Raw genomic sequence first — 23,497 nt, forward strand, 5'->3', positions numbered from 1 at the left:
GGAACCATCACCTGGACCCCCGCCACCGGCACCCGAATCCGGTACCTCTGACAGCCGAGCATGACCCCGACTGATGCAGCGCCGAGCAGCGTCAGTCGGCATCACGGAATTGAACATACACAGTCGAGCAGGAGGCCGAGGGGCTAGCGCAGCCCTTCGGCCTCCTGCGTCTCCACCTCCGGCTTCACACACACGCCTCAGCTGCTCCACCCACACCGCGCCTCGCTGTGCAGTGATAGAGGAGCGGCACAGGCGGGTCCCTCGGAACCGGGCTCTCATAGGTCACGGAAGTTTGTCGCGGCAGAGCTGTCGATACAGTGCGCGGAGCAGCGCGGACGGAAACCCCATCGCCCCGAATCGACCGAAGTGACCGGTTGCATGATGCAGGGGACGTCTCTTCAATCCGACAGAACGGACGAGCGGACCGTGCTTGGTGTGACCCTGCTTGCCGGCATGCAAGGAATATGTCCTTGCGATTCCTGCTCACGCGTCCGGAGACAGTCCCGGTCCGCTGTCGGGATCCTACTGATCTCCACCGATCACGACGAGAGAGCGCTGATTCCGCGGATCAGCTGCTACTTCCGGCTAGGCTCCTTCGACGGACTGGTCTCGGGAATCATCGGCAAGTGCGGTCCGCGAGAGTTGCCCTGCAGCTCTACCTTCCCAAGGACGCTCTGCCTCGTCCAACGCGATCCGCCTCGAGAGCTTCGTCAGGACGCCTTCCATCTGACGGAAGCGTTGGTGGGTGGTGGAGATGTAGACCAGGAACGAGACGATGAAGGCGTAGAGCATGAGATCCGTTCCGCGACCGACGCCGACGAAACCGGCCAATCGCGTCAGGATTGCAGGGAAGAATATGGAGAGGACCGCGACCACCGCGAACAATAGGACCATGATCCGACGAACGGCCATATGCTTCGCATTCAACCCTCCGCGTATGAGCACCACCGAGAAGGAGATGACGGCGAGGACGAGCACTATTTGCAGAAGAATTATCATCAAGTTACCTAAAAAGCAGATCCGCGAGAATATTCACAGAGTTGAGGAGGGACTGCCCTTTTGCTTTCGAGTAGTCCGTGTAAATTATCTCGACCGGGTGCTCGGTCCATCGTGGCTTGAGAGCGACGATCACCTGGATCAGTTCAGAAGCGTGGGCCATGCGATTCTGCGTGAGATGCAGATGCCCTACGACGTTCCGGTTGAAGGCGCGCAGCCCGTTGTGGGCGTCCGTCAGAGCGAGACCCGTACTCATCCGGGTCTGTAGAGCCGCTGTTCGGAGTACCAGGCGCTTGACCGATCCGATCTTCGTGCGGCCATCGAGGAACCGCGAACCCAGCACGACGTCGGCTTCCCCGGACTCGAGCCTCCGAACCATGGCTATGGCATCCGCCACCCGATGTTGACCGTCCGCGTCGAACGTCACGACGGAGGACATCTCGGGGTCTTCCAGGGCGTATTCGAAGCCCGTCTGGAGCGCCGCTCCTTGCCCGAGGTTCACTGGATGCTGGACGACCACCGCCCCTGCGGCTCGTGCCGCCGCAGCCGAGCTGTCGGTACTGCCGTCGTCCACGCAGACGATATACGGGAAGGCCTTGCGGAGGTCACTGATTACCGAGCCGATGACGGGAGCCTCGTTGAACAGGGGAATTACAATCCAAGTGCGACTCACCTCTCCAGTATCGCACGGTGCGCCGTCCACCCCCGTCCGGACCCGTGCGACGGCACCGCTCCCACGGCCGACCGGGAGAAGCTCCGAGTCAGACCAATCCCCTGCGGATTCGCATCGTCCGAGTTCGATCGTCGACCTCTACCGGTTCCTCAAGACGTGGACCAGAGCCACCGCACCCCCGACGAGGTCCGCCCGGGTGCGGGATTTCAGTTGCCAGACGGCTCGCGTCGCACCGAAATCTCCTGCCATCACGACATCGGCCGCGAGCACCTCCGACATGAACACGTCGTCCCCTAGGACGGACCGGGCGAACCTTCGTGAACGCAGGTTGTCGTAGAGTAGCCGCCCCACCACCCCCGGGATGCTCGGCGCGGCGGCAAGCCGCCGGCTCAACCGCTCGGCTAATCCCGCCTGCGCGGCGGAGAGAGTCCGGATTTCAGTGCCGATTTGGCCCTCGTTCGCGACGAAGGCGACCAGGGACACGGTGATCCCATCGATCGACCCGATCCGGGAGCGGAGATCCTGAAGTACTTCCGTGCCCCCCTCCTGCATCACCACGAGGACTCTCGCCTGTGTCCCGCCGGCCAGGCTGTCGGCGCCGATGGTGGCGGAACCAATGCCGCGACCTCCTGATGTTGCAGGGGTGGACGCTGCGGTGAGTTCGAAGCGCACCCGGTGGTCCGCTCTGCTTTCCACCGTTCTGTGTCGGGAGCCCCCGATGGATCGAGTCAGCTCCTCGATCACCGGAGCCATCATCGTCGAGCGGAGGAAAGTCTGGCCGTAGTCCCAGGCGGCGGCCCACCGTGCCTCGTCCGGCTTGCTGAGCTCCTGAGCGCATTCGCGCAGAGCTACGCTGATCGCGGACGCCGTCATCTCGTGTGCAGGGAACCACAAAGGGTAGTTCCGCAGCATGTCGGTGGTCGCATTGCTCAACTCGTGCACGGAGACGATCGGAAGACCTGTCGCGAGGTACTCGGCCGTTTTCCCTCCGGTGACGTAACGACCCGAGGGAAGCAACAGGATCAGGGCATCCAGGGTTCCGTAGAACCGGGAGACCTGGCGTTTGGGCACAGGCCCGCCGTACTCGAATCCGTGCTGCCGGACCCCGTCCAGTCTGCGGAGCAGCTGCGGAGACACGCTGCCCGAAGAACTGAGCTTTCCGCGGATCTGTGCTGTGGCCGCGGGCACGTCTCTGGTGGGGGTCAGACCGAACGCGTCGACCCACCCGTCGAGGAGCTCCTCGAACGGATTGTTCTCATGCTGGAGCGTTCCCAGGTACCCGAACGAGGGCTTCTGGACTGACGTGACCTCAGGCCTCGAGTGGCCGGGCTGGGGGTCGAATCCGTTGGGAACCACGCGCATCTTCGAGCCAGCAACGGGGTAGCGGCGGGCGTACTCGTCGCGAATCTGATCATTGACGAACCAGATCTGCGTGGCGTCCTGAAGGAACGCCGACTCCAGCCTCCCCTTACGGGAATCCGGCGAGAAGTTCTGTCGCCCGGTGAAGGTATGGAAAGCCCATGCATCCCTGTAGTCCATGACATAGGGAACCCCTGGCAGGGAACGCGCGACCGCGAACGACACGTAGGGGCTCGCCGTACCGATGACCAGATCGACGGTGTGTTCCCGGTGGATCTCACGAGCAGCTGCTGATGCCGGCTTGAGCCACAGCCCGTGGAACGCTTCCGGGAAGGAGCGCGTGCTGCGCAGGGACAGGAGTCGCTCCCACACGTATGGCGCTTCGACCCGCAGCCTCGGGAACGCACGCAGATTCCCCTTCGCACGCTCCTCGGAACCTCCGTCGGAGATCCGGACAACCCTGACCGCCGGGTCGACCGAGTCCAGGAGCTCGGTGTCGAGGCCGGATATCTCCGACCAGGTCTCGCCGTCGATCGTGAGAACGGTGACGTCCCATCCGGCCTGCGCGAACGCATTCGGTACAGCCAGGGACCGATACACGGACGATGCCGTGCTGGGAGGGTAGGCGAAGGCAACATACAGAAGGTGCGGCTTGACCCGATCGTCAGACGTCATGCCGTCCTCTTCCCCGCCGGGTTCCCCGCAGCCAGGGCATACACAGCCCTCAATCGTTCGGTCATGCCGGCGGGATCGTGGTGTCGGCGAATGTAGACCCGACCGCCCACCTTTTCCGACGTCGCCCGTGGATCAGCGAGGGCTTCGAGAACTGCCGTGCCGGCGTCCCGCCGTTCCACGACGATCGCTCCCATTTCGCCGCCGCGCGGATACCCGTCCACGGGATCCGGAAAGACCAGCGGAACGCCGATCGCCATCGCCTGCAGTTCACTCACCCCCAATGCGCCTCCCGTCTGCGCGACGGCGACGTGTCCCTGGGCCAGCGTCGCGAGGAACTCCTTTTGGCTCATCTTCGGCAGCAACCGGATGCCGAGACCCGCCGCTTCCGCGGCCCGGTCACCCCAGTCGATACCGACCAGCTCGGCTCGATCGCCGACTGCGTGCGCGACGCTGGCAGCCATCGCCAGCAGGTCGTCTCCGCCCTTCGATCTGTCCCAGCGCGACGGAAAGACCACCTGCGGACGCGAAGCAGGGGCCCAGTCGGGAATCACTCCCAGATCGAGGGCGACGGGCAGGTATTCTGCGTCCGGGCGCGCTTTCTCGGCCTTCTCCTTCAGATCCGGCGTGGTGTAGAAGACGTGCTGCGCGAGGTCGATGTCCTCGGCGATCTGCTCGTGGTGCTCTGCCTGCCAGTAGTTCTCCCTGATATCCGTACCGTGCAGGGTCAGGACATACGGCCGCGCGAAGCGCCCGCGGGCCCACCGCGCGCGCCCGCCCATATGGACGTGCCACAACTCCGTGCGTGGGTACCTCGCCGCGAGCTCCGCGAGGAAGCGATAGTACGCTCCCCTCGTCCCTCCCCGCGCCCAGGGGCCCTGGATCTGATGCCACGGCTGGTTCTGCCGGCGCCCCTCGGAGACGAGCGCCGAACCGACGTCTGCGCAGTCGAAAAGGTGCGTCACGCGAGTGGTATCCGGCATGCTGGTCATCCTCTCACGCACCCGCGGCCGGCATAGACAGACCCGGGAGTCGTACGGAGGCGACACACGTAGAATGTGGCGTGTGCCCGATGCGGGCACGACCTCCTCCCCCGCCGCTTCGGAGAACCGATGAAAGAACTTTTTCGCGTCCTGCGCGAACTCATGCCCCTTCTTCCTGCCAACGCGCGCCGGTTCATCATCGTGTTCGGTGTCGCGCTCTCCGTCCTGTCCCTGGTCGAGGCAGCGGCGCTGGGTGTTTTCGCGGTGGTCATGACTCAAATTCTTGGCGGTGGCGCTGTGAGCCTCCCCGTTTTCGGGACCGTCTCGCAGGAGTTCAGCCTGGGGCTACTGGTCTCGTCCGCGGCCCTCATGATTGTGAAGTCTTTCGTCAGTATCTGGATGCAGTGGGTCTCGACCCGCAAGTTCGCACAGTTCGAACTGGAAATCGGGACGCACCTGTTCAACAGCTATATCCGCTCGCCCTGGACCGAACGCATGAAGCGATCGACGGCGGAACTTGTACGTCTCATCGACGTGGGCATCGCCAACACGATCTCCGGGGTCCTAATTCCCGCCGTCACCATCCCGTCGCAGATCCTGTCCTTCCTGGCCGTTCTGGGGATTCTCGTAGCGACGCAGCCGCTGACCGCCCTGGTCACCCTGATCTACCTGAGCTTGATTGCTGCAGTGCTCTACCTGTGGTTGACCAAGAAATCATTCGAGGCAGGCCGCGTCAACAGGGACGCGGCCATGCGCATGTCCACCCTCGTGTCCGAGATGATCTCCGCGCTCAAGGAGATCACCCTTCGCGACAAGGCTGAAGAGGTGGGTGATGTCGTCTACGCGAGCCGCTCGCGCGCCGCCCACTCCCGCTCGAATATCCGCTTCCTGGCAGCCGTTCCGAAGTTCGTCGTCGACATGGCGCTGATCGGCGGCTTCCTCCTCATTGGCACAGTGTCGTTCTTCTTCGGTGGGCTCGAGAATGCACTTGCAGCAGTCGCCATCTTCGGTATCGCCGGCTTCAAGATGGTGCCGTCCCTCACCGCGGTGCAATCACAGTTGACCCTGACCCAGTCGACTCTTCCCTACACCACCGTCGTGATGGAGGACATCAAGCGCACCGGTTCCTACAGTGACCGGGATGAGAACATCGGTCACCGATCGATTGGCGCCGCGCCGCGAAACCTGACTCTCGAAGGCGTCGGATTCACCTACCCTGGCGCATCATCTGCAGCCGTGCGTGGCATAGACCTCGAGATCCCCCTTGGATCGTCCCTCGGTATCGTCGGCCAGTCCGGTGCCGGGAAGTCGACCCTCATCGACATTCTGCTGGGACTACTGACACCCTCAGCCGGAACGATGCAGCTTGATGGCGTTCCGCTGAAAGCAGTTCTGGCGGATTGGAGGTCGCGGGTGGGCTACGTCCCCCAGGACGTCGCGATCTTCGACGGCTCGATCGCGCAGAACGTAGCTTTGACGTGGAGCGGGGAATTCGATGAGCAGAAGGTACGCGAAGCGCTTCGCAAAGCCCAGCTTCTCGAGACAGTCGAAGCCAGGGCCGGCGGTATAAATGGAAGGGTCGGGGAACGGGGCCTTGCGCTGTCCGGAGGTCAGCGCCAGCGCCTGGGTATCGCGCGCGCTCTCTACGTCGATCCGCTCATCCTGGTGCTCGACGAGGCGACCAGTGCCCTCGACACGGCCACGGAGGCGGCCGTTGCAGCCGCAATTCGAGAACTGCACGGCGAGATCACGGTCATTTCGGTTGCCCACCGTCTCTCCACCATCCGGCACAGCGACCAGGTGTGTTTCATGAAGGATGGCTCAATCGTGAGCCGAGGTACATTCGACGAGGTCGTAGCGAGCAACACCGACTTCGCCGAGCAGGCCTCGCTAGCCGGACTCAGCTCGAGCGAGCAACCGATTTCGAAGGGATAACCGGAGTCTCCGGGAAGTCTCGATTCAGTTCGCCGAAGCAGCCGACTGCGCGACCTCACGGTAGCGCGACTCGAGTATCGAAACGTACGAGCCCGCGTCGTACCGCGGTAGCGCCCAGGCTGAACTGCCCAGTCGACTCGAAGTTCGCTGCGGGTCGTCCAAGGCCTCCAGCACCTGGGCGACGACATCGTTCACCGAACCCTCCATGACTGGAGGCACAGTGCCGTCGTCCGGCCTGCCGATGCGCGCGCCAAGAGCAGCCATCGGCAGTCCCATGGAGAGGGCTTCGAACTCGCTCGTCGCGAAGTTGTCCGTAGCCTGACCGATGGCGACATGGGTGCGTGCCATCAACCCGTGAAACTCCGCCTGCCGCATGCGCGACAGCAGTTCGACCCCGGCCCGTCGCGCCTGTTCAGCTCCGGGCCCCCAATCGAGCCCGACTAGACGTGCCCGGGTACCGACTGCACGCGACAGTGCGGCAGCCAGCTCCAGTTGACGATGGACTCCCTTGTCCGCATCCCATCGCGATACGAAGAGAATGGTTGGCTCCGTCTCAGTAGGAGACCATGGGGGCAGCTTGGATGCATCAATGAGAGCAGGAAGGAACTCAGCATCAGCCCGAGCGGCCCGCGCATTTTCCTGGGTGTCGTTATTCGCATAGAAGACGTGGGCAGCATTATCTATGGCGCGTTGTATCTCGTCGTGATACCTCGGGTCTTTCCACTGCCGGCGGATGTCGGATCCGTGAAGAGTGAGCACGTAGGGTCGCTGCGGCACGCCCGGGTCGGTCAGCAATCGAGCCGACGTGCCATAGTGCACGTGCACCACCTCCGCCCGGAACACGGATACGATGCGACGTGCCCAGTACGGGCCATAGGTTGCTTTCTGACGAAGCGGTCCCCCTACTACGGGCTTCATTGGTCGTACTTGCGCTGGCGACAGGTAGTCCCAGCGCAATCCCACCCTTGCTGCAGCCGACACCATTGATCGCGCGACGAACGCGCAATCGTTGAATTGAAGAACCTTCGTCCCGGTCATTCGGCACCTCGAGTTCCCGCGAGCACGTCAACAGCGTGAGTCCATCCCTGGACCTGTTCCTCGGCCGACAGCTCCCTGGCGGCACGAGCAGCAGCATTCTTGTAGCCCGCGACGGCCTCGGCCGTCAGGCCGTCGATCGCTGACGCAAGGGCGCCTGCCGTGAAGTCTTCCGTCACGACTCCCAGATCCTTCGCCCTGAGCACGGCTGCCATCTCGGGCGAAGGCCCGATCAGCACGCCCAGCCGAGCCTGAACAAAATCGAAGAACTTATTGGGAAGCGTCCAGGCGTAATTGAAGTTGACGGGCGGAAGCAGGAAAACTCCTACGTCATATCCGTTCAGTGTCTCTGTCAGATCCGAATACGGCACAGGACGGTGAAGGACGACGTTCCGCATCCCGGCTATACGGGTCCGCAGTGATTCGAAGTAGGGACCGGTGTTCTGCGTCAGGTAGAGGTCCAGGGTCGCGTTGCCCTTGATCGCGTCCATGGCATCCAAAGTCACTTCGAGGAAACGGTTCGGCTGGGCTGCGCCAGAGTGGACAAGTCGAATAGCGGCCCCGACGGGGCTCGGCACACAATCGGAATAGGGAGCAGCATTTGTCACCACCGAGGCCGACAGCCCGAACTCTTTCCGGTACTCGTCAGCGATGTGTCCCGCAACAGTCGACGCGGAATCAGCCTCAAGCGCGAAATTCCGCACCATCCAGCGCATGAACGGAGCCACGAAGACCCTCCACTGCAGGAGATCGTCCTTCATCCGCGGGCAGTATTCGTGCAGGTCGACGTGGACGCCACGTCGGGGCTTAAGTGATAGCGCCAGACCGACAGTATCGATGTCGTTGGCGAGAATAACGTCGAATTCGCCGACTTGCAGGCGAGCTTTCAGGAGCGAGACCACTGGATTGCTCCAGTACGCGCGCTGGTACGCCCGGACGACGACGGCGGCTCGGTTGTACCGCCATGCCTCGAGGTCGGAGGGGATCTCGATATGGCTCTGCACGCCCTCCGGTGCCTCGCCGTACCCGCAGGTCACGACCTCATAGCGCCCGCCAAAAAGTGCGATCTGCTTCAGTATCCTTGCATCTGAACGAAGAGGGGAAAAGGACATGATGAGCAGACGCGGGGCGGGCATATTCCCATTATGTCAGCCGTCACGGGTGGCAGGGGTCACCCACAGCACCGGCGCCTGCCCGGCGATGGGGGTCGTACCGAACCGATACTGTTGTGACTCTGCCCATTTTTTCAAGGAGCGCGTCGCCTGATGAGTGTTGCCTCTCACCAGACAGGATCCAGCAACGGGTCAATCGAAGCGATCGTGCCCGTCCACGATCCGGCTCGTCCTATCGGGCGGACGGTCGGGTCACTGTTGATCCAACGCCAGAAGTTGCAGGAGTTGAACATTTCGCTGCGCGTCACTGTCGCGTGCCACAACATCCCGGCTGCGGCAGTTCGAGGGGTGCTTGGGTCGACCCGGACGACGGCCGACGTGTCGCTCCGCGAGTACCACGACGGGCTGCGTTCGCCCGCTGGTCCAAAGAATTTCGCCCTCGCTGGGACTCAAGCGGAATTCGTGACCTTCGTCGACTCTGACGACTTCCTCGAGGATGGTGCGCTCGCGGACTGGGTCACTCGCGCCCGGGACACGGGAGCTGCCGCAGTCCTGGCCCCGATACGCAGCCCGGGCGGGAACATTCTCGCAACTCCCTCGCTCCGACCGAGCAGACCGGACATCCTCGATCCGGTGAAGGACGGCCTGGCCACCCGAAGTCTTCCGCATGGGTTGTTGCGTACAACATCATTGGAACAGATCGGGTTCCGCTTCACGGAGGGCCTGCGGGTCGGGGAAGACCTCGAACCGACCCTGAAGCTTTTCTTCAGCGGACACATAATCACCTATCCGTACGGCAGTGCTGCCTACCGTCAGACCGATGATGCCGCTGAAGGGCGGGTGACCTCGGCTCTCCTACCCCTCGATGAAGAGTTCCGCTGGCTGAATCTGCTGTGCGCGCAGGCCTGGTTGACTGCTCTTCCCTTGACCCACCGGCGTTCAATAGCGCTGAAACTGATGCGCATCCACGGTATCGGTGCGCTGCTCCGGCGCGGTGAGGTTGATCTGCGCGGAACTCAACATATCTCTCCCGCTTCCGCTGAGCCGGGGAGCCTGTGGAACGCCACGGAGTCGCACGCGTGGCGGAGGTTGCAGCAGCAGATCGAAACGCTCGCAGAGGGTCCGCTCGGAGCGCTCAGCCGGCGCGATGCCCAGCTTGCCGAGGCTGCCAGCGCTACCGATGATCTCGCTGATCTTGCCGATGCCTGTACGCGCTACAGAGAATCGGGGCGCCGCGCTGAACTTCTGACCAATCGGTTGGGCAGCATTGTGGCGCGCGATTCGATCATTCGGCACTACATCCGAGAGAACCGGCGACGCGCCGCCGGAGTGTTCGAGTCATTGGTTGAAGCTGACAGCTGAAGCACACGTCACCATCAGCGCAGCAGCGCGGCTGCGGGCATGAACCGGAGCGGAGATTCAGCGTTCAGCCCTGCCTTCAGCGAATGAGGGAGCAACGTGTCCAGGCGACCGAACCGGCGCCGCGCTATCGCACGCCGCTGAAGTTCCTCGGAGTGAATCGAAGGATCCCGGATGGCGCGTACGAGTCGGTGATCGGCGACGCTCAGTGGTTCGAGGGCGTCGGGGGCGTGCGTGAGGAGTATCGAGAGGATGCGTGCCAGGTCCGCCCTGTCGCCCGCGGACCAGCCTCCCGAATCGAACCGGGTTTGCACCAGGCCGAAGACGTGCACCCGCACCAATTTCACGAGGATCGCCCGTTTCTCGGCGTCACTCCGGCCCTTGAACCAGTCGCCCTGAACCAACGCTGTGGCGAACTCCAGCTCCGTTGCGACGGGGCGGCGGGCGAAGGTGACCCGATCGGCTGCCGCAGCTCCCACCACGTAGTGTCCAGACCCTCGCGCGTAGTCGATACGGCCTCCGCCGAACCACAGCCTGGACGTGAACTCCTGGTCATCGCCCGTTGGAAAGCCCGGTGTGAAGCGCAGGGCGAGTCTCGTGATCTCGCTCCGGCGGATCAACCCCAGCGGAGCCGTGCGGTACGACAACCGGTCCTTGATCGGGTGCAGGTCGCGGCGACGGGCCGGCCGGAGCACCGGTGTGCGAATGATACGGCCGTCGGCATGCCGTTCCGGGGCAATGACCGCATCCGACCGATATTTCTCAGCGACGGACAGCCACTCTGAAATCGATCCAGGTTCGACCGTGTCGTCGCTTCCCATGACGCCGACGTACCGGCCGGTCGCGTGGGCGATTCCGTAGTTGAGCGGCCCGGCGGGGCTCGCGATCCCGTCGCTGAGTTCAAGGAACCGTACGAGGGCTCGGTTGCGCACTGGAACCTGGGAAGCGATCGTCGCCGTCGGGATGTTGTGGCAAACCACCGTGATCCTCAGTCCACCGGCCCGCCCTGCCGCGAGCCCGCCGTCGACGAGCGATTGAACTGCTTTCCCGATAGGGCGCGATGCGCTGTGTACCGCGATCACCATGTCGACCAACGGCCCCTGCGCCTGCTTATCGACGGACCCGGGATCCATGTCCATCAGAGGCCTCCCGAACGATCATCGCGACCCGAGCTTGCGGTGGCGGCTGCGTAGGCCTCCGCGAACAAGTTGCCGACCACGCGGGCATTGAAGCGCTCCCGAATGGGAACCGCGATGTCTGCCGGTGTGCGCCCATCCAGCAGGGCAGCTGCTTCCTTGATCGCCACACCGAGGTTCTCCGCCGACGGTTGCTCCACGAGAACGCTGTTCGTCATGTCGCAGTAGTCGTCATACCCACCAGCGACGGCAGCCACCACTGGGCGTCCCGACGAGAGCGCCTCCGCGGCCGACGTGAAGAAGTTCTCCTGTTCCGACGGTAGGAAGAAAAGGTCTGCTTCTTCGATGCAGGCGAAGACTTCGTCCGGCAGCACTGCACCCCGCAGCTGAACGCGGTCCGACAATCCTGCCTCTGCAGCGCAATTCCGTACTTCGGATTCAAGCGGTCCTGAGCCGATCCAGTCCAGCCTCACATTCACTCCTCGATCAGTAAGCCACTTGACCGTTTCCACAGCGAGCAAAGGTCGTTTTCGCGGCAAAAGCCCGCCCACTGCCACCAGCCGCAGGGCCTCCCCCCGTGGCCACGCTTGTAGGGCGCGGTTGTTCTCGACGACGCACGGCACAACCATCGACGAACGCGGCCGGGAGAACTCCTGCAGCCGTTCTGCCAGTTCTGTGGTGACTCCTGTCACGATGTGCGGGAACCGCAGGAGGTACCTCAGCCATGCGAGCCGCTGCCACAGTGGACCGACGCTTGCCGGATTGGTGACCCCGTTCCAGTGTTCGGTGTGGACCCAAGGTACCCGTGCGGTCAGCCACACTGGGAGCACCATCAGGATCGTCGAGAAGGCCATGGAATGGAGGACGTCGGCCTCCTTCATCTCACGTCGGATGCACCTGAACACCCCGAAGACACTTAGGGGACGCCTCAGGTCGAGCGACACTCTGGATACACTCACGCCGTCGTATATCTCAGTAACGGCATCGGCCGAGGATCGAAGGCGAACGTGAACGACCCGAACGGAGTGCCCAGCCTGAATCGCTCTGACATGCTCATGGTTGAACGGGGCCTCAGTAGGTGCCTGAGGTGAGGGGTACCAGGTGGACACGGCGATCACTTTCACCGGGAACCCACTCTTTTGGCGTCGTACATGTCCATCAACCTGCGCGTCGTTCGGGGCGAGACTTGCCCGCATATTCGCCGACCGCGCCAGCCGCTGATCGACCGACCGCTGCCAGTGGGTAGTTGGCGGATGTCCAGGCGGAGATTTCTGCCCGGCGGGCATCGTCGAAGCCGACTTCAAGGATCAGCCTCATGACGGCGGCTACGGCGTCCGGATCCCAGTCGACGGCCCAGCCGAGGTTGTTCTCGCTCACCACGTCGCGCAAAGGTCCGACCCCAGCATAGAGCACCGGCGCTCCGCAGCTCAGGCTCACCAAGGCCTTTGTAGCGAAAGCAAAGTCGTAGCCCCGGGAGGGGCGAACGGAGGCAAGCCCTGCGAGAGCCGAGCGCAGAGAAGCCGCCACAGTCTCGCCAGTCACATTCCCGCGGAACTGAACCTGGTCCCCGGCTTCCGCAGCTATCGTTCTCAGGTGCTCTTCTTCCACGCCGTGACCGTACATCAGCAGCGCGGCCTCGGGGTGTTCGTGATGGATCTTCATAAACGCCTCCACGAAGACGCCGGCTCCCTGGATCTCCGACATCGTTCCCGCATAGACGAACGTCTTCGGACCTATCTCCGCGCGTGGTCCGTCCAGCGTGAAAAGTTCCGTGTCGATTCCGGTTCCGACCTCGTGGATGGGAGTGTCCCGACCTGCCAGCTCCCGAATCTGCGACGAAACGCCACTGGAGACCGATAGGACTCCGCGCGCGCCGCGCAGCACCCACCGCTCGGCTACTCGGAGAAGACGAACTACCGCAGCGTTGACTCCGATGCCCTCCGCCGCCACGGAGCTAACGTCAGCGGCAAAGTAGACGTATGGGGATCGCTTCAGCCAGCTGACGACGCGCACGACCGCGCCCGTCGTGGGCGGCGGCTCGACGATCAATATGTCGTAACGGGGTGCAAGAAGGAGGCGGAAAAACAACGGCAGGTCGAAGCTCGCGTATTGCAGGTAGCCCCTGACTGCGCCGCTCTTGTCGCGCAGGACGGGCCACCGCCGGACCTGCTTGCCGGATGATCGGTCGCCCGGGGCATGGGTTGTGAAAACGGTGACAGCATGCCCGCAGGCCCTCAGCTCTCGAACCATTGCACTCAGCCGGTAAGCAGCTGCTCCGGACTCGGGCTCGAAGATCCGGCTCGCAAGGGCAATCTTCAGATGGGTCATGAAACGTCGACTGTGGTTCGGGAACGCGCGGAATCGAGCATCGCCTCTGCGACACGGAGCGTATCCAGGCCCTCCCTCATCGTCACGGTATTGTCGGCGACACCGAGTGCAGCATCACGGAAGGCCTCCAGCTCGGAGCGCAACGGCTCCCGCTTCGTGAGTGCCAGGCGCGTGATATTACCCTCCGAGACGCCCCTGAAGTTGGAGACCGCCTCCCACTCCGTGGTGAAGGTCCCGTTCTCGTAGAACGTCAGGTCAGCAGTGAGGGTGTCGGCCACGAAGGCACCCTTCTCTCCTGTCACCACCGTGAGCCGTTCCTTCATGGGCGATAGCCAGTTCACGAGATGGCTGGTGATCACGCCGTTCTCCAGCACGCAGGAGGCACTGACCATGTCCTCGTGTGGTCGGCCGGAGCGGGTGCTGGTTCGCGCAGAAACAGAAGCGAAACGCGATTGTGCGAGCCATGCGGTCAGGTCGATGTCGTGGGTGCCAAGGTCCTTGACCACTCCGACGTCGGCGATGCGGGCAGGGAATGGTCCCTGTCTGCGAGTGGCGATCTGGTACACCTCACCGAGGTCACCGGCCTCGAGACGTGCCCGGAGCGACTGCAGAGCAGGATTGAAGCGTTCGATGTGTCCCACCGCGCCGATCAGGCCGGCACCCTCGAACGCGTCGACGAGTCGCTGACCGGCCTCCACCGTGTCTGCGATCGGCTTCTCCACCAATGTGTGGACGCCGGCCGCGGCGAGTGCGAGCCCGACCGACTCGTGAAAACCGGTGGGAACAGCGCACACCGCTAAATCGAGGTCGTGAGCGATCAGTTCATCGACCGACGCACAGAGCGGGAGATCGCCCGCCGCGCCGTGGGGGTCACCATAGGCGTCGGCCAAGGCGACCAGTTCAAGACCCTCGACCTCGCGGATCGCCCGGGCGTGGTGCCGACCCATCATCCCCAGACCAATGAGCCCGACCCTGAGGTTCGCCATGCTCTATGCACCTGCTTTCGCCAGTGCATTAACCGCTGTGACGATTCTGTCCAGGTCCTCCGCGTCCAGGGAGGGGTGGACCGGCAGGGAAAGGACCTCTCTGGCTGCGGTCTCCGTGTTGGGAAGGTCCTCCGTGCGGGCGAAGGAGGGCAACCGGTGGTTCGGGATCGGGTAGTACACGCCTGATCCGATGTTGTACTCGTTCTTCAGCGCAGCGGCGAAGGCGTCACGGTCGCCATCCACCCGCACGGTGTACTGGTGATACACGTGGACCGCGTCGTCCGCGACCTTCGGCGTCTCGACGCCCTCGATGTTCGCCGTGAGGAAAGCCGCGTTGGACTGTCGCTGTGCCGTCCAGCCGTCGATCTTGGTCAGTTGGACCCTTCCGATGGCCGCGTGCAGGTTGGTCATACGGGCGTTGAAACCCACGATCTCGTTCTCGTACTGGCGCTCCATGCCCTGGTTGCGCAGCAGCCGAAGTCGCCGTTCGATCTCTGGCTTGCCGGTGGACACCATTCCACCCTCCCCCGAGGTCATGTTCTTGGTGGGGTAGAGGGAGAACATGGCGAAATCGCCGAACGTGCCGACTCGGCGCCCGGCGAGCGACGCCCCATGAGCCTGGGCGGCGTCTTCGAAGAGCGCAATACCGTTTTGGTCGGCGAGGGCGCCGAGCGCCACGACATCTGCGGGATGACCGTACAGGTGGACCGGCATGATGCCCTTGGTCTTCTCGGTGATCAGGCCGGCCACGTGCTCGACGTCGAGCGCGTAGTGATCGAGTTCGATGTCGGCGAAGACCGGCGTGGCTCCCGTGAGAGCCACCGAGTTGGCTGTCGCAGCGAAGGTGAAGGAGGGGACGATGACCTCGTCGCCGGGACCGATGCCCGCGGCCAGGAGCCCCAGGTGGAGGCCTGCCGTGCCCGAATTCACCGCGACGGCGCTACGGCCGTCTAGGAGAACCTGGGAGAACTCCTCCTCGAACGCGGCGACTTCGGCGCCCTGGGCGAGCATGCCCGACAGGAGGACCGCGTCGACGGCCTTCCGCTCGTCATCGCCGACGATCGGCTTTGCTGCTGGAATGAATCCCTTGCTCATGCTTCTACCTCTACTGGTGTCAGTGATCCGTTTGATTCCTCGTACCGGTCTCCGGTCTGCGGGCAGACCCACACGCCATCTTCTGCGCGCAATGGCTGGCCGGAACGGCCGACCCAGCCGATCCGCTTCGCCGGTACACCCGCAACGAGGGCGTACGGCGGGACGTCCTTGGTGACGACGGCCCCCGCAGCGACCGTGGCCCAGGCGCCGATGGTCACGGGAGCCACACATACCGCTCGTGCGCCGATCGCCGCGCCTCGCTCGACGGTGACTCCCACCGGCACCCAGTCGTGAGCACTCTTGAGGTCTCCCTCGGGTGTGATGGAGCGGGGATAGGTGTCATTCGTCAGGACCACGGCCGGGCCGATGAAGACGCCCTCCCCCAGCACGGCGGGCTCGTACACCAGGGCGTAGTTCTGGATCTTCGAGTTCGCCCCGACCTCAACGCCGGTACCCACATAGGCACCACGGCCCACGATGCAGTTCTCGCCGAGTCGTACGTTCTCGCGCACCTGGGCAAGGTGCCAGACCTTCGACCCCTCCCCCACGGTTGCATCGGGCGAGACATCGGCAGTGTCAGCTATATAGCTCACGATGTTTCCCTTCCTGGTAGTTGATGCTCGGAAGCACCGGTCCGCAGCTCCTCGGGCCTGCTACGGGCGCTCCTGCTCTAGGCCTTGCCGATCACGCGGTAGGTGACACTGTCCCACCTGTCGGCGCTGCTCACGCGGCGTCCATCGATGAACGCCTTGATGCCGGGTAGGTCTGCCGGCGACAGCTCCGCGTACTCGGCATGGTTCGCCTGCACGACGGCGGCATCAGCAGGTTCTCCGAGGTGGTAGGGCGTGAATCCCAGCTTTGCGAGTTCCTCGTCCGAGTACAGCGGGTCATGCACCAGCGGAAGCGCGCCGCGGGACTCGAGGGATTCGACGGCCGCGAAGACACCGGAGAAAGCCGTCTCCTTGACACCTCCTCGATAGGCGGCCCCGAGCACGACCACCCGAGCCTGGTCGAGTGGTCCGTAGGCGCCCTCGAGGAGGCCGATGGTGTAGTCCGGCATACCCGCGTTGGCTTCCCTAGCTGCCCGGACGACGGTGGCCGACGGGTCGTTCCAGAGGTACAGGCGAGGATAAACCGGGATGCAGTGCCCCCCGACGGCGATGCCCGGCTGATGGATATGGCTGTAGGGCTGTGAATTGGACGCCTCGATCACCTGGTAGATGTCGATCCCGACGGTGGAGGCGTAGCGCGCGAACTGGTTCGCCAATCCGATGTTGACATCGCGATAGGTGGTTTCGGCCAGCTTGGCCAGTTCCGATGCCTCGGCGGACCCCAGGTCCCAGACTCCGTTGCCACGCGTGAGGTCAGGACGATCGTCGAAGTCGAGGACGGCCTCGTAGAATTCGACGGCGGCTCGCGCCCCGGCCGCAGAAAGCCCTCCTACGAGCTTCGGGTATTTGCGCAGGTCCTCGAAGACACGGCCGGTCAGGACTCGTTCGGGCGAGAAGACGAGATGGAAGTCCTTCCCCTCGACCAGGCCGCTGCCGGACTCCAGTGCAGGCTTCCATCGGTCGCGGGTCGTACCGACCGGAAGCGTCGTCTCGTAGGACACGAGAGTGTTGGGTGTGAGGTGCCGGGCGAGTTCCGCCGTCGCCGCGTCCATCCAACCGAAATCAGGTCTTGCCTCGGCGTCCACGAACAGTGGTACGACCAGGACGACCGCGTCCGCGTCGGGGACGGCCTCGGCGTAGTCCGTGGTCGCTCGCAGCTTTCCCGCCGGTACGAGTTCGGACAGCTTCTCCTGAAGGTGCGCCTCACCTGGGAAGGGCTCGATGCCCTCAGTCACGGCAGCCACCGTGGCCCTGTTGACATCCACCCCGATCACGTCGTGACCCTTGGAGGCGAATTGCACCGCCAGCGGGAGTCCGATCTTACCCAGGGCAATGACAGCAATCTTCACGTAAGGCCTTTCATGTTTGCGTCCAGCGGTTCCCCGTTGGTCCCGGACAAGCTTATAGGTAGTTGCTCCGGCGTCAGCCGCCTGAGCGGAATCGAGCAAGCCCTGATCCCATCGGATGCTCACAGCTGCCCCCTTCGCACAGGGTGACCGACCGGTTTGTTGGTTACGGCCCGCAAGCCTCTATCTCGTAGATCCTCGCCCCATCGCCACTGGTGTCGACCAATCGGAGATCTTCGGGATCGACTCCGATGATCGTCAAGCCCTCCATATCCTGGCGATGAACGATGTCGGGCAGGTACCGGCGGTCGTCGTCGTAGAAGTGGGTCACGCCATATTCATCGAGGAGTTCACAGATCCGCGGGTCCGTGTCGATACGGTTGAAATTCTTACCGAGGTATCTGGCATCCGCGTCCCACGACCCGGACATTGTCCTGAAGAGCGTGTCGACCTCCGCTAGTGAGTACACGAGGGCCGCACCGGATGTCGGATCCCCCAGTACCACTGCATCGTCGGGCAACCTGGCGCCCATCCGCTCGATTAGTTCCAGTTCCGGAAGGCTTGCAAGCCCGTCATCCCACTCGAGGTGTTCCGAGTAATCGGCTGCGAGGCGGGCGGTCCGCTCCTCGGTCCTGAGCTCGGCCGTCTGCGGGTACAACAGCGCCGCAGTCCCGACGAGCACGACGAGTGATGCCCCGGTCGCTGTTGCGGGTCGACGTAACTTCACGTTCCGACGCGCCGCGAGCGACACCATGGCGTCGATGGTGCGCAGGACGGCGTAGGAAACCAGCAGGCTCGTGAAGATCGGTACCAAGCCTCCCAACCTGACCGGGTCTGAATACCAGAACCCGACCAGCGGCCGAAGCGCGGTCTGCTCTCCTGCCGCGACGACGTAAAGCACGATGCTTATTGTCCAGCTGACGGAGACCCAACGATTCTCCCGCAGGACCAGCGTCATGGTCACTCCGGTGAGAGCCAGCAGACCGGCCAGCCAGAACGGCTCGGTGTTCCCGTGATACAGGGGCGCGAGCATGGTGTCGAAGATCGCCGCACCGATGGCGTCCGTTGCCGGACCGACTGGTGTCGTCTCGAAGAAGAACACGGATCGCAGGCGGGGAAGAGTCATCACGGCTATCCACGCGAGAGCGATTCCGACCACGGGCACCGCCACCAAAAACGCTGCCCGCACCTTCGTCCCCCGCCCTGCCGACCTGGCCACCACTGCTCCGTAACGCTGCAAGAGGAAGGGGGCGGAGAGGAAAACAGCCGCGATGGGCGCGGTGGGATGGCACAGCGCCGCGCCGGCGAGAGCGATCGACAACACCGCGGACAGTCGCATTCTGGTTGCAGGGTGCGTGCTGCGCGACGTGACCACGAAAATCAGCGCAATAAGGGCAGGCACCAGCGCCGTCCCCATCGCCGCCGGCCAGACCGTGCCATACGAGATCATGCGGGCCGGGAAGGCGACGAATCCGGACGCGACGACAGGAGCGAGCAGAGGCATCCAGGTGAGCTTCGGAAAGGCGACCCGCGCGAGATAGGCGATGGACAGTGGCCAGATGACACATCCCAGTACGAGGGCTGCGACGTTCAGGCTGACCGTCACGGGCAGATGGCCGACGGTCAGGCTCACGAGATCGTGCCATGCCCCCGGATAGTAGCCCGGTTCTCCGTTGGTCGTCGCTACCGCTCCGAGATTGAGACTCGAACCGTTCCCGGTGTCGATGATGTACCGGATGGCACTGTGATGGAAGACGGAATCCCACGTCAGCGCAGGGTAGTCGGGTTTTCCCATTCCGTCTCGAAGGGGAGCGAAACTGACGATGCCGGCGACGAGGACGCCCGCCAACGGAGCGAAACGGCGCATTCGACGCGAGGGCCGTGATTCCCGGGGCTGGGCGACGATCGCTGTCTCCGCCGCTTCGCCGGCCAGTGGACGATTCCTCGCAACGGGAACGCGCGCCAGTAGTGCAAGTGCCAGGACCGCCACCGCAGAGAACCCGAGGTAGGTCCACAAACTCCAACGGATTCCTGCGAAACCGAAAAGGACTGCACCGACACCGCCGAGGCCGAGCGACAGAGCGGGCGCGACAGCGAATGCTGCCAGTCCCCGCATTCGTCCGACCAGAGCCAGGACGAAGCCGGGTACGAAGAACGTCGCCAGCGTCGCGACCATGACAGGAATGGTCTCTACCCAGCTCATCGGGGTCGACGCCCGGTCATCATGCCGATCGTCGACCTAATGACGACCCCTCAGAGCGGCTACCGCTTCCTCCACCGACGCATCGAGCACCACGCGTCCGTGATCCAGGAGCACGCCTCGACGGCAGACCTTCGACACGAGGTCCAGGTCATGGCTCACGACGACGAGTGTCTTACCCGCTTGTCCCAGTTCCTTGATCTTCTCCAGGCACTTCTTCTGGAAGGGCTCGTCGCCCACGGCCAGGATCTCGTCGATGAGGAAGATCTCGGGGTCGGTGTGGATGGCGACGGAGAAGGCCAGGCGCAGGTACATACCCGACGAATAGAACTTGACCTCGGTATCGATGAACTGGCCGATCTCCGAGAAGTCGAGGATGCTCTCGAAGCGTTCGTTGATCTGCTCCTCCGTCATGCCGAGGATGGCGCCGTTCAGGTACACGTTGTCGCGCCCACTGAGGTCGGGGTGGAAACCGGCGCCGACCTCGATCAATCCGGCGACTCGTCCCCGGGTCCGCACAGTGCCGCTGTCCGGCAGCATGACGCCCGAGATGTGCTTGAGCAGTGTCGATTTACCTGAGCCGTTGAGACCGAGAAGCGCGACCGACTCACCCTGCTCGACCTGGAGCGAGACACCATCGAGCGCATGGAACTTCTGCGAGAGATCACCCTTCCGCCCCTTCACGATCCAGACGAAAGCCTCCTTGATGGAGCGCGTGTGCCGGAGAACGAACTGCTTCGAGATCGACTGCACGTCGACTGCAATGGCCACTGTTACAACTCCTGAGCGAATCGGCCCTCGAGGCGCCGGAAAGTGAATTGACCCGCCAGGATCACGACGAGTGCGATGCCCAGTCCGATCGGCGTCCAGACGTCGAGCAGGTTCGGAGGAACCGCCAGCAGCGGATCCGTGCGGGGGAAACTGGTGGTCGGCATCCAGAAGGCGAAATGGAACAGCTCGACGGCGATGGTCAGCGGATTGATCTGGTAGATCGTGTGGAGCAGCTCACCAGCATCTGCTCCGAAGGCGTCGAACAATCCGTCGCGGACCATCGTCCAGGAGTAGAGGACCGGTGAAGCCCAGGTGGCGATCATCAGGAGCATATCCACGAAGTTCTCCGAATCGCGGAAGTAGACGTTCGCAGCACCGAAGAAGAGTCCGAGACCCACTGCGAGCATCGTCACGATCGCGAACCCGGCGAACGCTGCGGCGATTTGCACCGGGCCCGGCGACCAGCCACCGATGAAGCAGGCGATCAGCAGCACGAGCAGTTGCGGCACGAAGTGGACAGCCGAAACCCACACGGACGCGACGGGGAAGAGCTCGCGCGGGAGGTAGATCTTCTTGATCAGTCCGCCGTTTCCCACGATCGACCGCGCGGCGTTGCCGAGCGCCTCGTTGAAGTAGTTGATGAGGACGATGCCGGAGAAGAGGTAGATGGGATAGTTCTCGGTGTTCCGGTTCATGCCGAGGAAGATCCCGAGCGCGAACCAGAAGACAACGAACTGCACTCCGGGTTTGACGTAGGACCAGAGGAGGCCCAGGACGGAGCCCCGGTAGCGGACCTTCAGCTCTTTGGCGACGAGCAGACGCAGCAGGTAGCGCGAGCGCAGGACGTCACGAAGACCGCCACCGAATCCCGGCGTCGTCAGTTCTGCTCCTGCCACGCTATTTGCCCTTTGACGAGTGGGACTCAAAGGTCTTCTTCCATGACTCGAAGGACGTGATCTCTTCCAGTGCCTCGCGATACTGCTCACGCAGCGCGGGCCAACGGCGGAGGATCTCGGCGTTCAGGCGGGCGGCTTCAACCAGAAGGGATCGCATCTCCCGAGGGTCACGCCGGTACCAGGAGGCACCGGTACCTTCGGCATTCGAGACGACCGCACTGTCGTACTGCGACATGCGCCACCACTTGTTGTCCTGGTGGGCGATGAACGCCTGGGGCCTTTCCTGGCTGGAGGAGGACACCGGCGAGCTGAGCTGCCGGACAACCGTCTTCAACGCCCATGGGACGAGTGTGGTGTAGGACGGCGCCCTGAAGCCCTGACCGTTGCGCGGAGGTTTGTCCATCTTCGGCGTCGGGAACGAATCGGGGTCGGACTCGACCTGTGCATCCGAATAGCCCTTGGCCATTGCGCGGATCTCGGGCAGCTTCGTGTTGAGGATCCCGTGCAACTGATCCGGCCCCTTGAGGACATCGCGCATGGCCATGACGCGGCCGCGCGCCGTGTGGTACTGCATGGAGACGAGGTGCTTGATATCCGAGTAGCCCGACTCGCGGACGACTCGCCCTCCGTGCTCGTACGGGCTGTGCAGGAGCGCAGCGACGATCCGGTTGCGGGTGTGGAAGTACGCTTGCCAACCCACCATGTCGTCCTTGTCGATCCACGAGACGTGCCATACAGCTGCTCCGGGCATCGAGACCGTGGGATAGCCCGCCTTCTTCGCGCGGAGTCCGTACTCGGCGTCGTCCCACTTGATGAAGATCGGCAGCGACAGCCCGATCTCCCGGATCACCGTCGTGGGGATGAGGCACATCCACCAACCGTTGTAGTCGACGTCCACCCGGCGGTGCAGCCACGGGGTGTGTCTCAGGTTGGCACGGGCGAAGTCGTGTCCGAGGACCTGCTCGGGCAGTGGCTGATCCGGCTGGAACCGGTACGGGTTCACGATCTCGCCGAAGGTGTGCAGGACGGTCCGGTTGTACAGGTCGAACATATGGCCGCCGACGATCGTCGGCGATTTGCAGTGCGTTGCGAAGGACAGGAGACGCGGGATGCTTTCCGGCTCCACGACGACGTCGTCATCGAGAAGGAGCGCGAAATCACTACCATTCTCCACGGCTTCGTACATGCCACGCGCAAATCCCCCGGATCCGCCGAGGTTGTCCTGATCGATGATCCGCAGCTTTCCGCCCAACTGAGCACGGACGGCGTCGAACCCTGGTTGTTCCGCTACTTTCTGCGTCCCTTGGTCGACGATGAGGATCTCGTGCACGTCCTCGATCGCGCTGGGGTTCTCGGCGAGGATCTGGAGGTTGTTGAGGCAGAAATCAGGCTTGTTCAGCGTCGTGATCTCGAGCGTGATACTTCCGCGCTCAGGTGCCTCGCCCTCCGCGAGCCAGTCGGCGTCCTTGAGCACGAGGCTGTCATTTCCTGCCACCACATCGAACCAGTACCAACCGCCGTCCCCGAAGGGCTGAAGCGACAGATCGAAGGTGGTTGTGGTCTTCCCCTCGACCCTTGCGGTCTCCACGTGCTGCAGGGCTCCCCGCGCATTCGATTTGTAGACCGACACGACTCCGGAGCCGTCCGTGCGTACCCGAAGACGGACCTCCCGCAGATGCGTCCAGCGCCGCCAGTAACTTGCAGGAAATGCGTTGAAGTACGAGCCGAACGAGACTCGTTCACCCGGTCGCACGGACGTCGATCGACGGGACCGCACGTCCTCGACATGCAGCTCCGTCGTCGAGTCCGAGGCCGGTCCAGCGGTCGTCCGACCATCGCCGACGGCAGTGCCGTCATTGGTGTTCAGCTGGATCCCGAAGGCACTGCCTGTGTCCATGTACAGCGCAGCAGTGTCCATCTGGCTCTGCTGTGGCAGGACGATCCGCTGCAGGGTGTGCCATTCGAGATCGCCGTCGATCACGGCATCCGTCGTCGTATCCATTG

The 23,497-nt window shown here is 63.5% G+C and carries 19 protein-coding genes; 2 read left to right on the forward strand and 17 right to left on the reverse strand.

The genetic code is table 11. The features are described from left to right. Nucleotides 1-585: 585 nt before the first annotated feature. The 4 genes from AC4D2C_RS14430 to AC4D2C_RS14445 all read right to left on the reverse strand — a co-directional run bounded on the left by AC4D2C_RS14430 (nt 586) and on the right by AC4D2C_RS14445 (nt 4,683). Complete coding sequence (locus AC4D2C_RS14430; protein WP_490915555.1) at nt 586-999, reverse strand: DUF2304 domain-containing protein; 414 nt, start codon at nt 997-999, stop codon at nt 586-588. 4 nt (nt 1,000-1,003) lie between these two features. Then, on the reverse strand, nt 1,004-1,699 hold the full coding sequence (locus tag AC4D2C_RS14435; protein ID WP_490915556.1) for a glycosyltransferase family 2 protein: 696 nt from the start codon (nt 1,697-1,699) through the stop codon (nt 1,004-1,006). A gap of 108 nt (nt 1,700-1,807) precedes the next feature. After that, on the reverse strand, nt 1,808-3,703 hold the full coding sequence (locus tag AC4D2C_RS14440; RefSeq protein ID WP_490915557.1) for a glycosyltransferase: 1,896 nt from the start codon (nt 3,701-3,703) through the stop codon (nt 1,808-1,810). After that, entirely contained in the window at nt 3,700-4,683 is a 984-nt protein-coding gene (locus AC4D2C_RS14445) for a glycosyltransferase family protein (RefSeq protein ID WP_490915558.1), read from the reverse strand. The genes AC4D2C_RS14440 and AC4D2C_RS14445 overlap by 4 nt, the downstream gene beginning before the upstream one ends. 129 nt (nt 4,684-4,812) lie before the next feature. Between AC4D2C_RS14445 and AC4D2C_RS14450 the strand changes: the two genes are divergently transcribed. After that, entirely contained in the window at nt 4,813-6,618 is a 1,806-nt protein-coding gene (locus AC4D2C_RS14450) for an ABC transporter ATP-binding protein (RefSeq protein ID WP_490915559.1), read from the forward strand. Between the two features lie 24 nt (nt 6,619-6,642). Here AC4D2C_RS14450 and AC4D2C_RS14455 read toward each other — a convergent pair whose 3' ends face one another. Together AC4D2C_RS14455 and AC4D2C_RS14460 are read right to left on the reverse strand one after the other, a co-directional pair. Continuing rightward, a complete protein-coding gene (locus tag AC4D2C_RS14455) occupies nt 6,643-7,656 on the reverse strand; it encodes a glycosyltransferase family protein (RefSeq protein WP_490915560.1) in 1,014 nt (337 codons plus the stop codon). Further along, a complete protein-coding gene (locus tag AC4D2C_RS14460) occupies nt 7,653-8,789 on the reverse strand; it encodes a glycosyltransferase family protein (RefSeq protein WP_490915561.1) in 1,137 nt (378 codons plus the stop codon). Before AC4D2C_RS14460 ends, AC4D2C_RS14455 begins: the two co-directional genes overlap by 4 nt. A 129-nt stretch (nt 8,790-8,918) precedes the next feature. Between AC4D2C_RS14460 and AC4D2C_RS14465 the strand changes: the two genes are divergently transcribed. After that, nucleotides 8,919-10,127, forward strand: a complete 1,209-nt coding sequence (locus AC4D2C_RS14465) for a glycosyltransferase family A protein (RefSeq protein WP_490915562.1) — start codon at nt 8,919-8,921, stop codon at nt 10,125-10,127. Between the two features lie 14 nt (nt 10,128-10,141). Here the strand turns inward: AC4D2C_RS14465 and AC4D2C_RS14470 are convergent, their stop codons facing one another. The 11 genes from AC4D2C_RS14470 to AC4D2C_RS14520 form a co-directional block, all read right to left on the reverse strand. Next, nucleotides 10,142-11,263, reverse strand: coding sequence for a glycosyltransferase (locus AC4D2C_RS14470; protein WP_490915563.1), 1,122 nt, complete (start codon nt 11,261-11,263; stop codon nt 10,142-10,144). Beyond that, nucleotides 11,263-12,456: a glycosyltransferase family 4 protein gene (locus AC4D2C_RS14475; RefSeq protein ID WP_490915564.1), complete on the reverse strand. Its 1,194-nt coding sequence runs from the start codon at nt 12,454-12,456 to the stop codon at nt 11,263-11,265. Before AC4D2C_RS14475 ends, AC4D2C_RS14470 begins: the two co-directional genes overlap by 1 nt. Then, nucleotides 12,419-13,588, reverse strand: a complete 1,170-nt coding sequence (locus tag AC4D2C_RS14480; protein ID WP_490915565.1) for a glycosyltransferase family 4 protein — start codon at nt 13,586-13,588, stop codon at nt 12,419-12,421. The genes AC4D2C_RS14475 and AC4D2C_RS14480 overlap by 38 nt, the downstream gene beginning before the upstream one ends. Continuing rightward, nucleotides 13,585-14,574, reverse strand: coding sequence for a Gfo/Idh/MocA family oxidoreductase (locus AC4D2C_RS14485; RefSeq protein ID WP_490915566.1), 990 nt, complete (start codon nt 14,572-14,574; stop codon nt 13,585-13,587). The genes AC4D2C_RS14480 and AC4D2C_RS14485 overlap by 4 nt, the downstream gene beginning before the upstream one ends. A 3-nt stretch (nt 14,575-14,577) precedes the next feature. Next, entirely contained in the window at nt 14,578-15,669 is a 1,092-nt protein-coding gene (locus AC4D2C_RS14490) for a DegT/DnrJ/EryC1/StrS family aminotransferase (RefSeq protein ID WP_490915567.1), read from the reverse strand. Further along, complete coding sequence (locus AC4D2C_RS14495; protein ID WP_490907619.1) at nt 15,666-16,262, reverse strand: acyltransferase; 597 nt, start codon at nt 16,260-16,262, stop codon at nt 15,666-15,668. Before AC4D2C_RS14495 ends, AC4D2C_RS14490 begins: the two co-directional genes overlap by 4 nt. A 77-nt stretch (nt 16,263-16,339) precedes the next feature. Further along, a complete protein-coding gene (locus AC4D2C_RS14500; protein WP_490915568.1) occupies nt 16,340-17,629 on the reverse strand; it encodes a nucleotide sugar dehydrogenase in 1,290 nt (429 codons plus the stop codon). A 163-nt stretch (nt 17,630-17,792) separates the two neighbouring features. After that, nucleotides 17,793-19,802: a DUF6541 family protein gene (locus AC4D2C_RS14505; RefSeq protein WP_490915569.1), complete on the reverse strand. Its 2,010-nt coding sequence runs from the start codon at nt 19,800-19,802 to the stop codon at nt 17,793-17,795. Between the two features lie 63 nt (nt 19,803-19,865). Next, nucleotides 19,866-20,597, reverse strand: coding sequence for an ABC transporter ATP-binding protein (locus tag AC4D2C_RS14510; protein ID WP_490915570.1), 732 nt, complete (start codon nt 20,595-20,597; stop codon nt 19,866-19,868). A 2-nt stretch (nt 20,598-20,599) separates the two neighbouring features. Further along, complete coding sequence (locus AC4D2C_RS14515; protein ID WP_490915571.1) at nt 20,600-21,493, reverse strand: ABC transporter permease; 894 nt, start codon at nt 21,491-21,493, stop codon at nt 20,600-20,602. Between the two features lies 1 nt (nt 21,494). Next, the gene (locus tag AC4D2C_RS14520) at nt 21,495-23,495 is read right to left on the reverse strand and encodes a glycosyltransferase (RefSeq protein WP_490915777.1); all 2,001 of its coding nucleotides are present in this window, start codon (nt 23,493-23,495) and stop codon (nt 21,495-21,497) included. Between the last annotated feature and the right edge of the window lie 2 nt (nt 23,496-23,497).

The organism is Arthrobacter sp. TJ-240 (assembly GCF_058269195.1).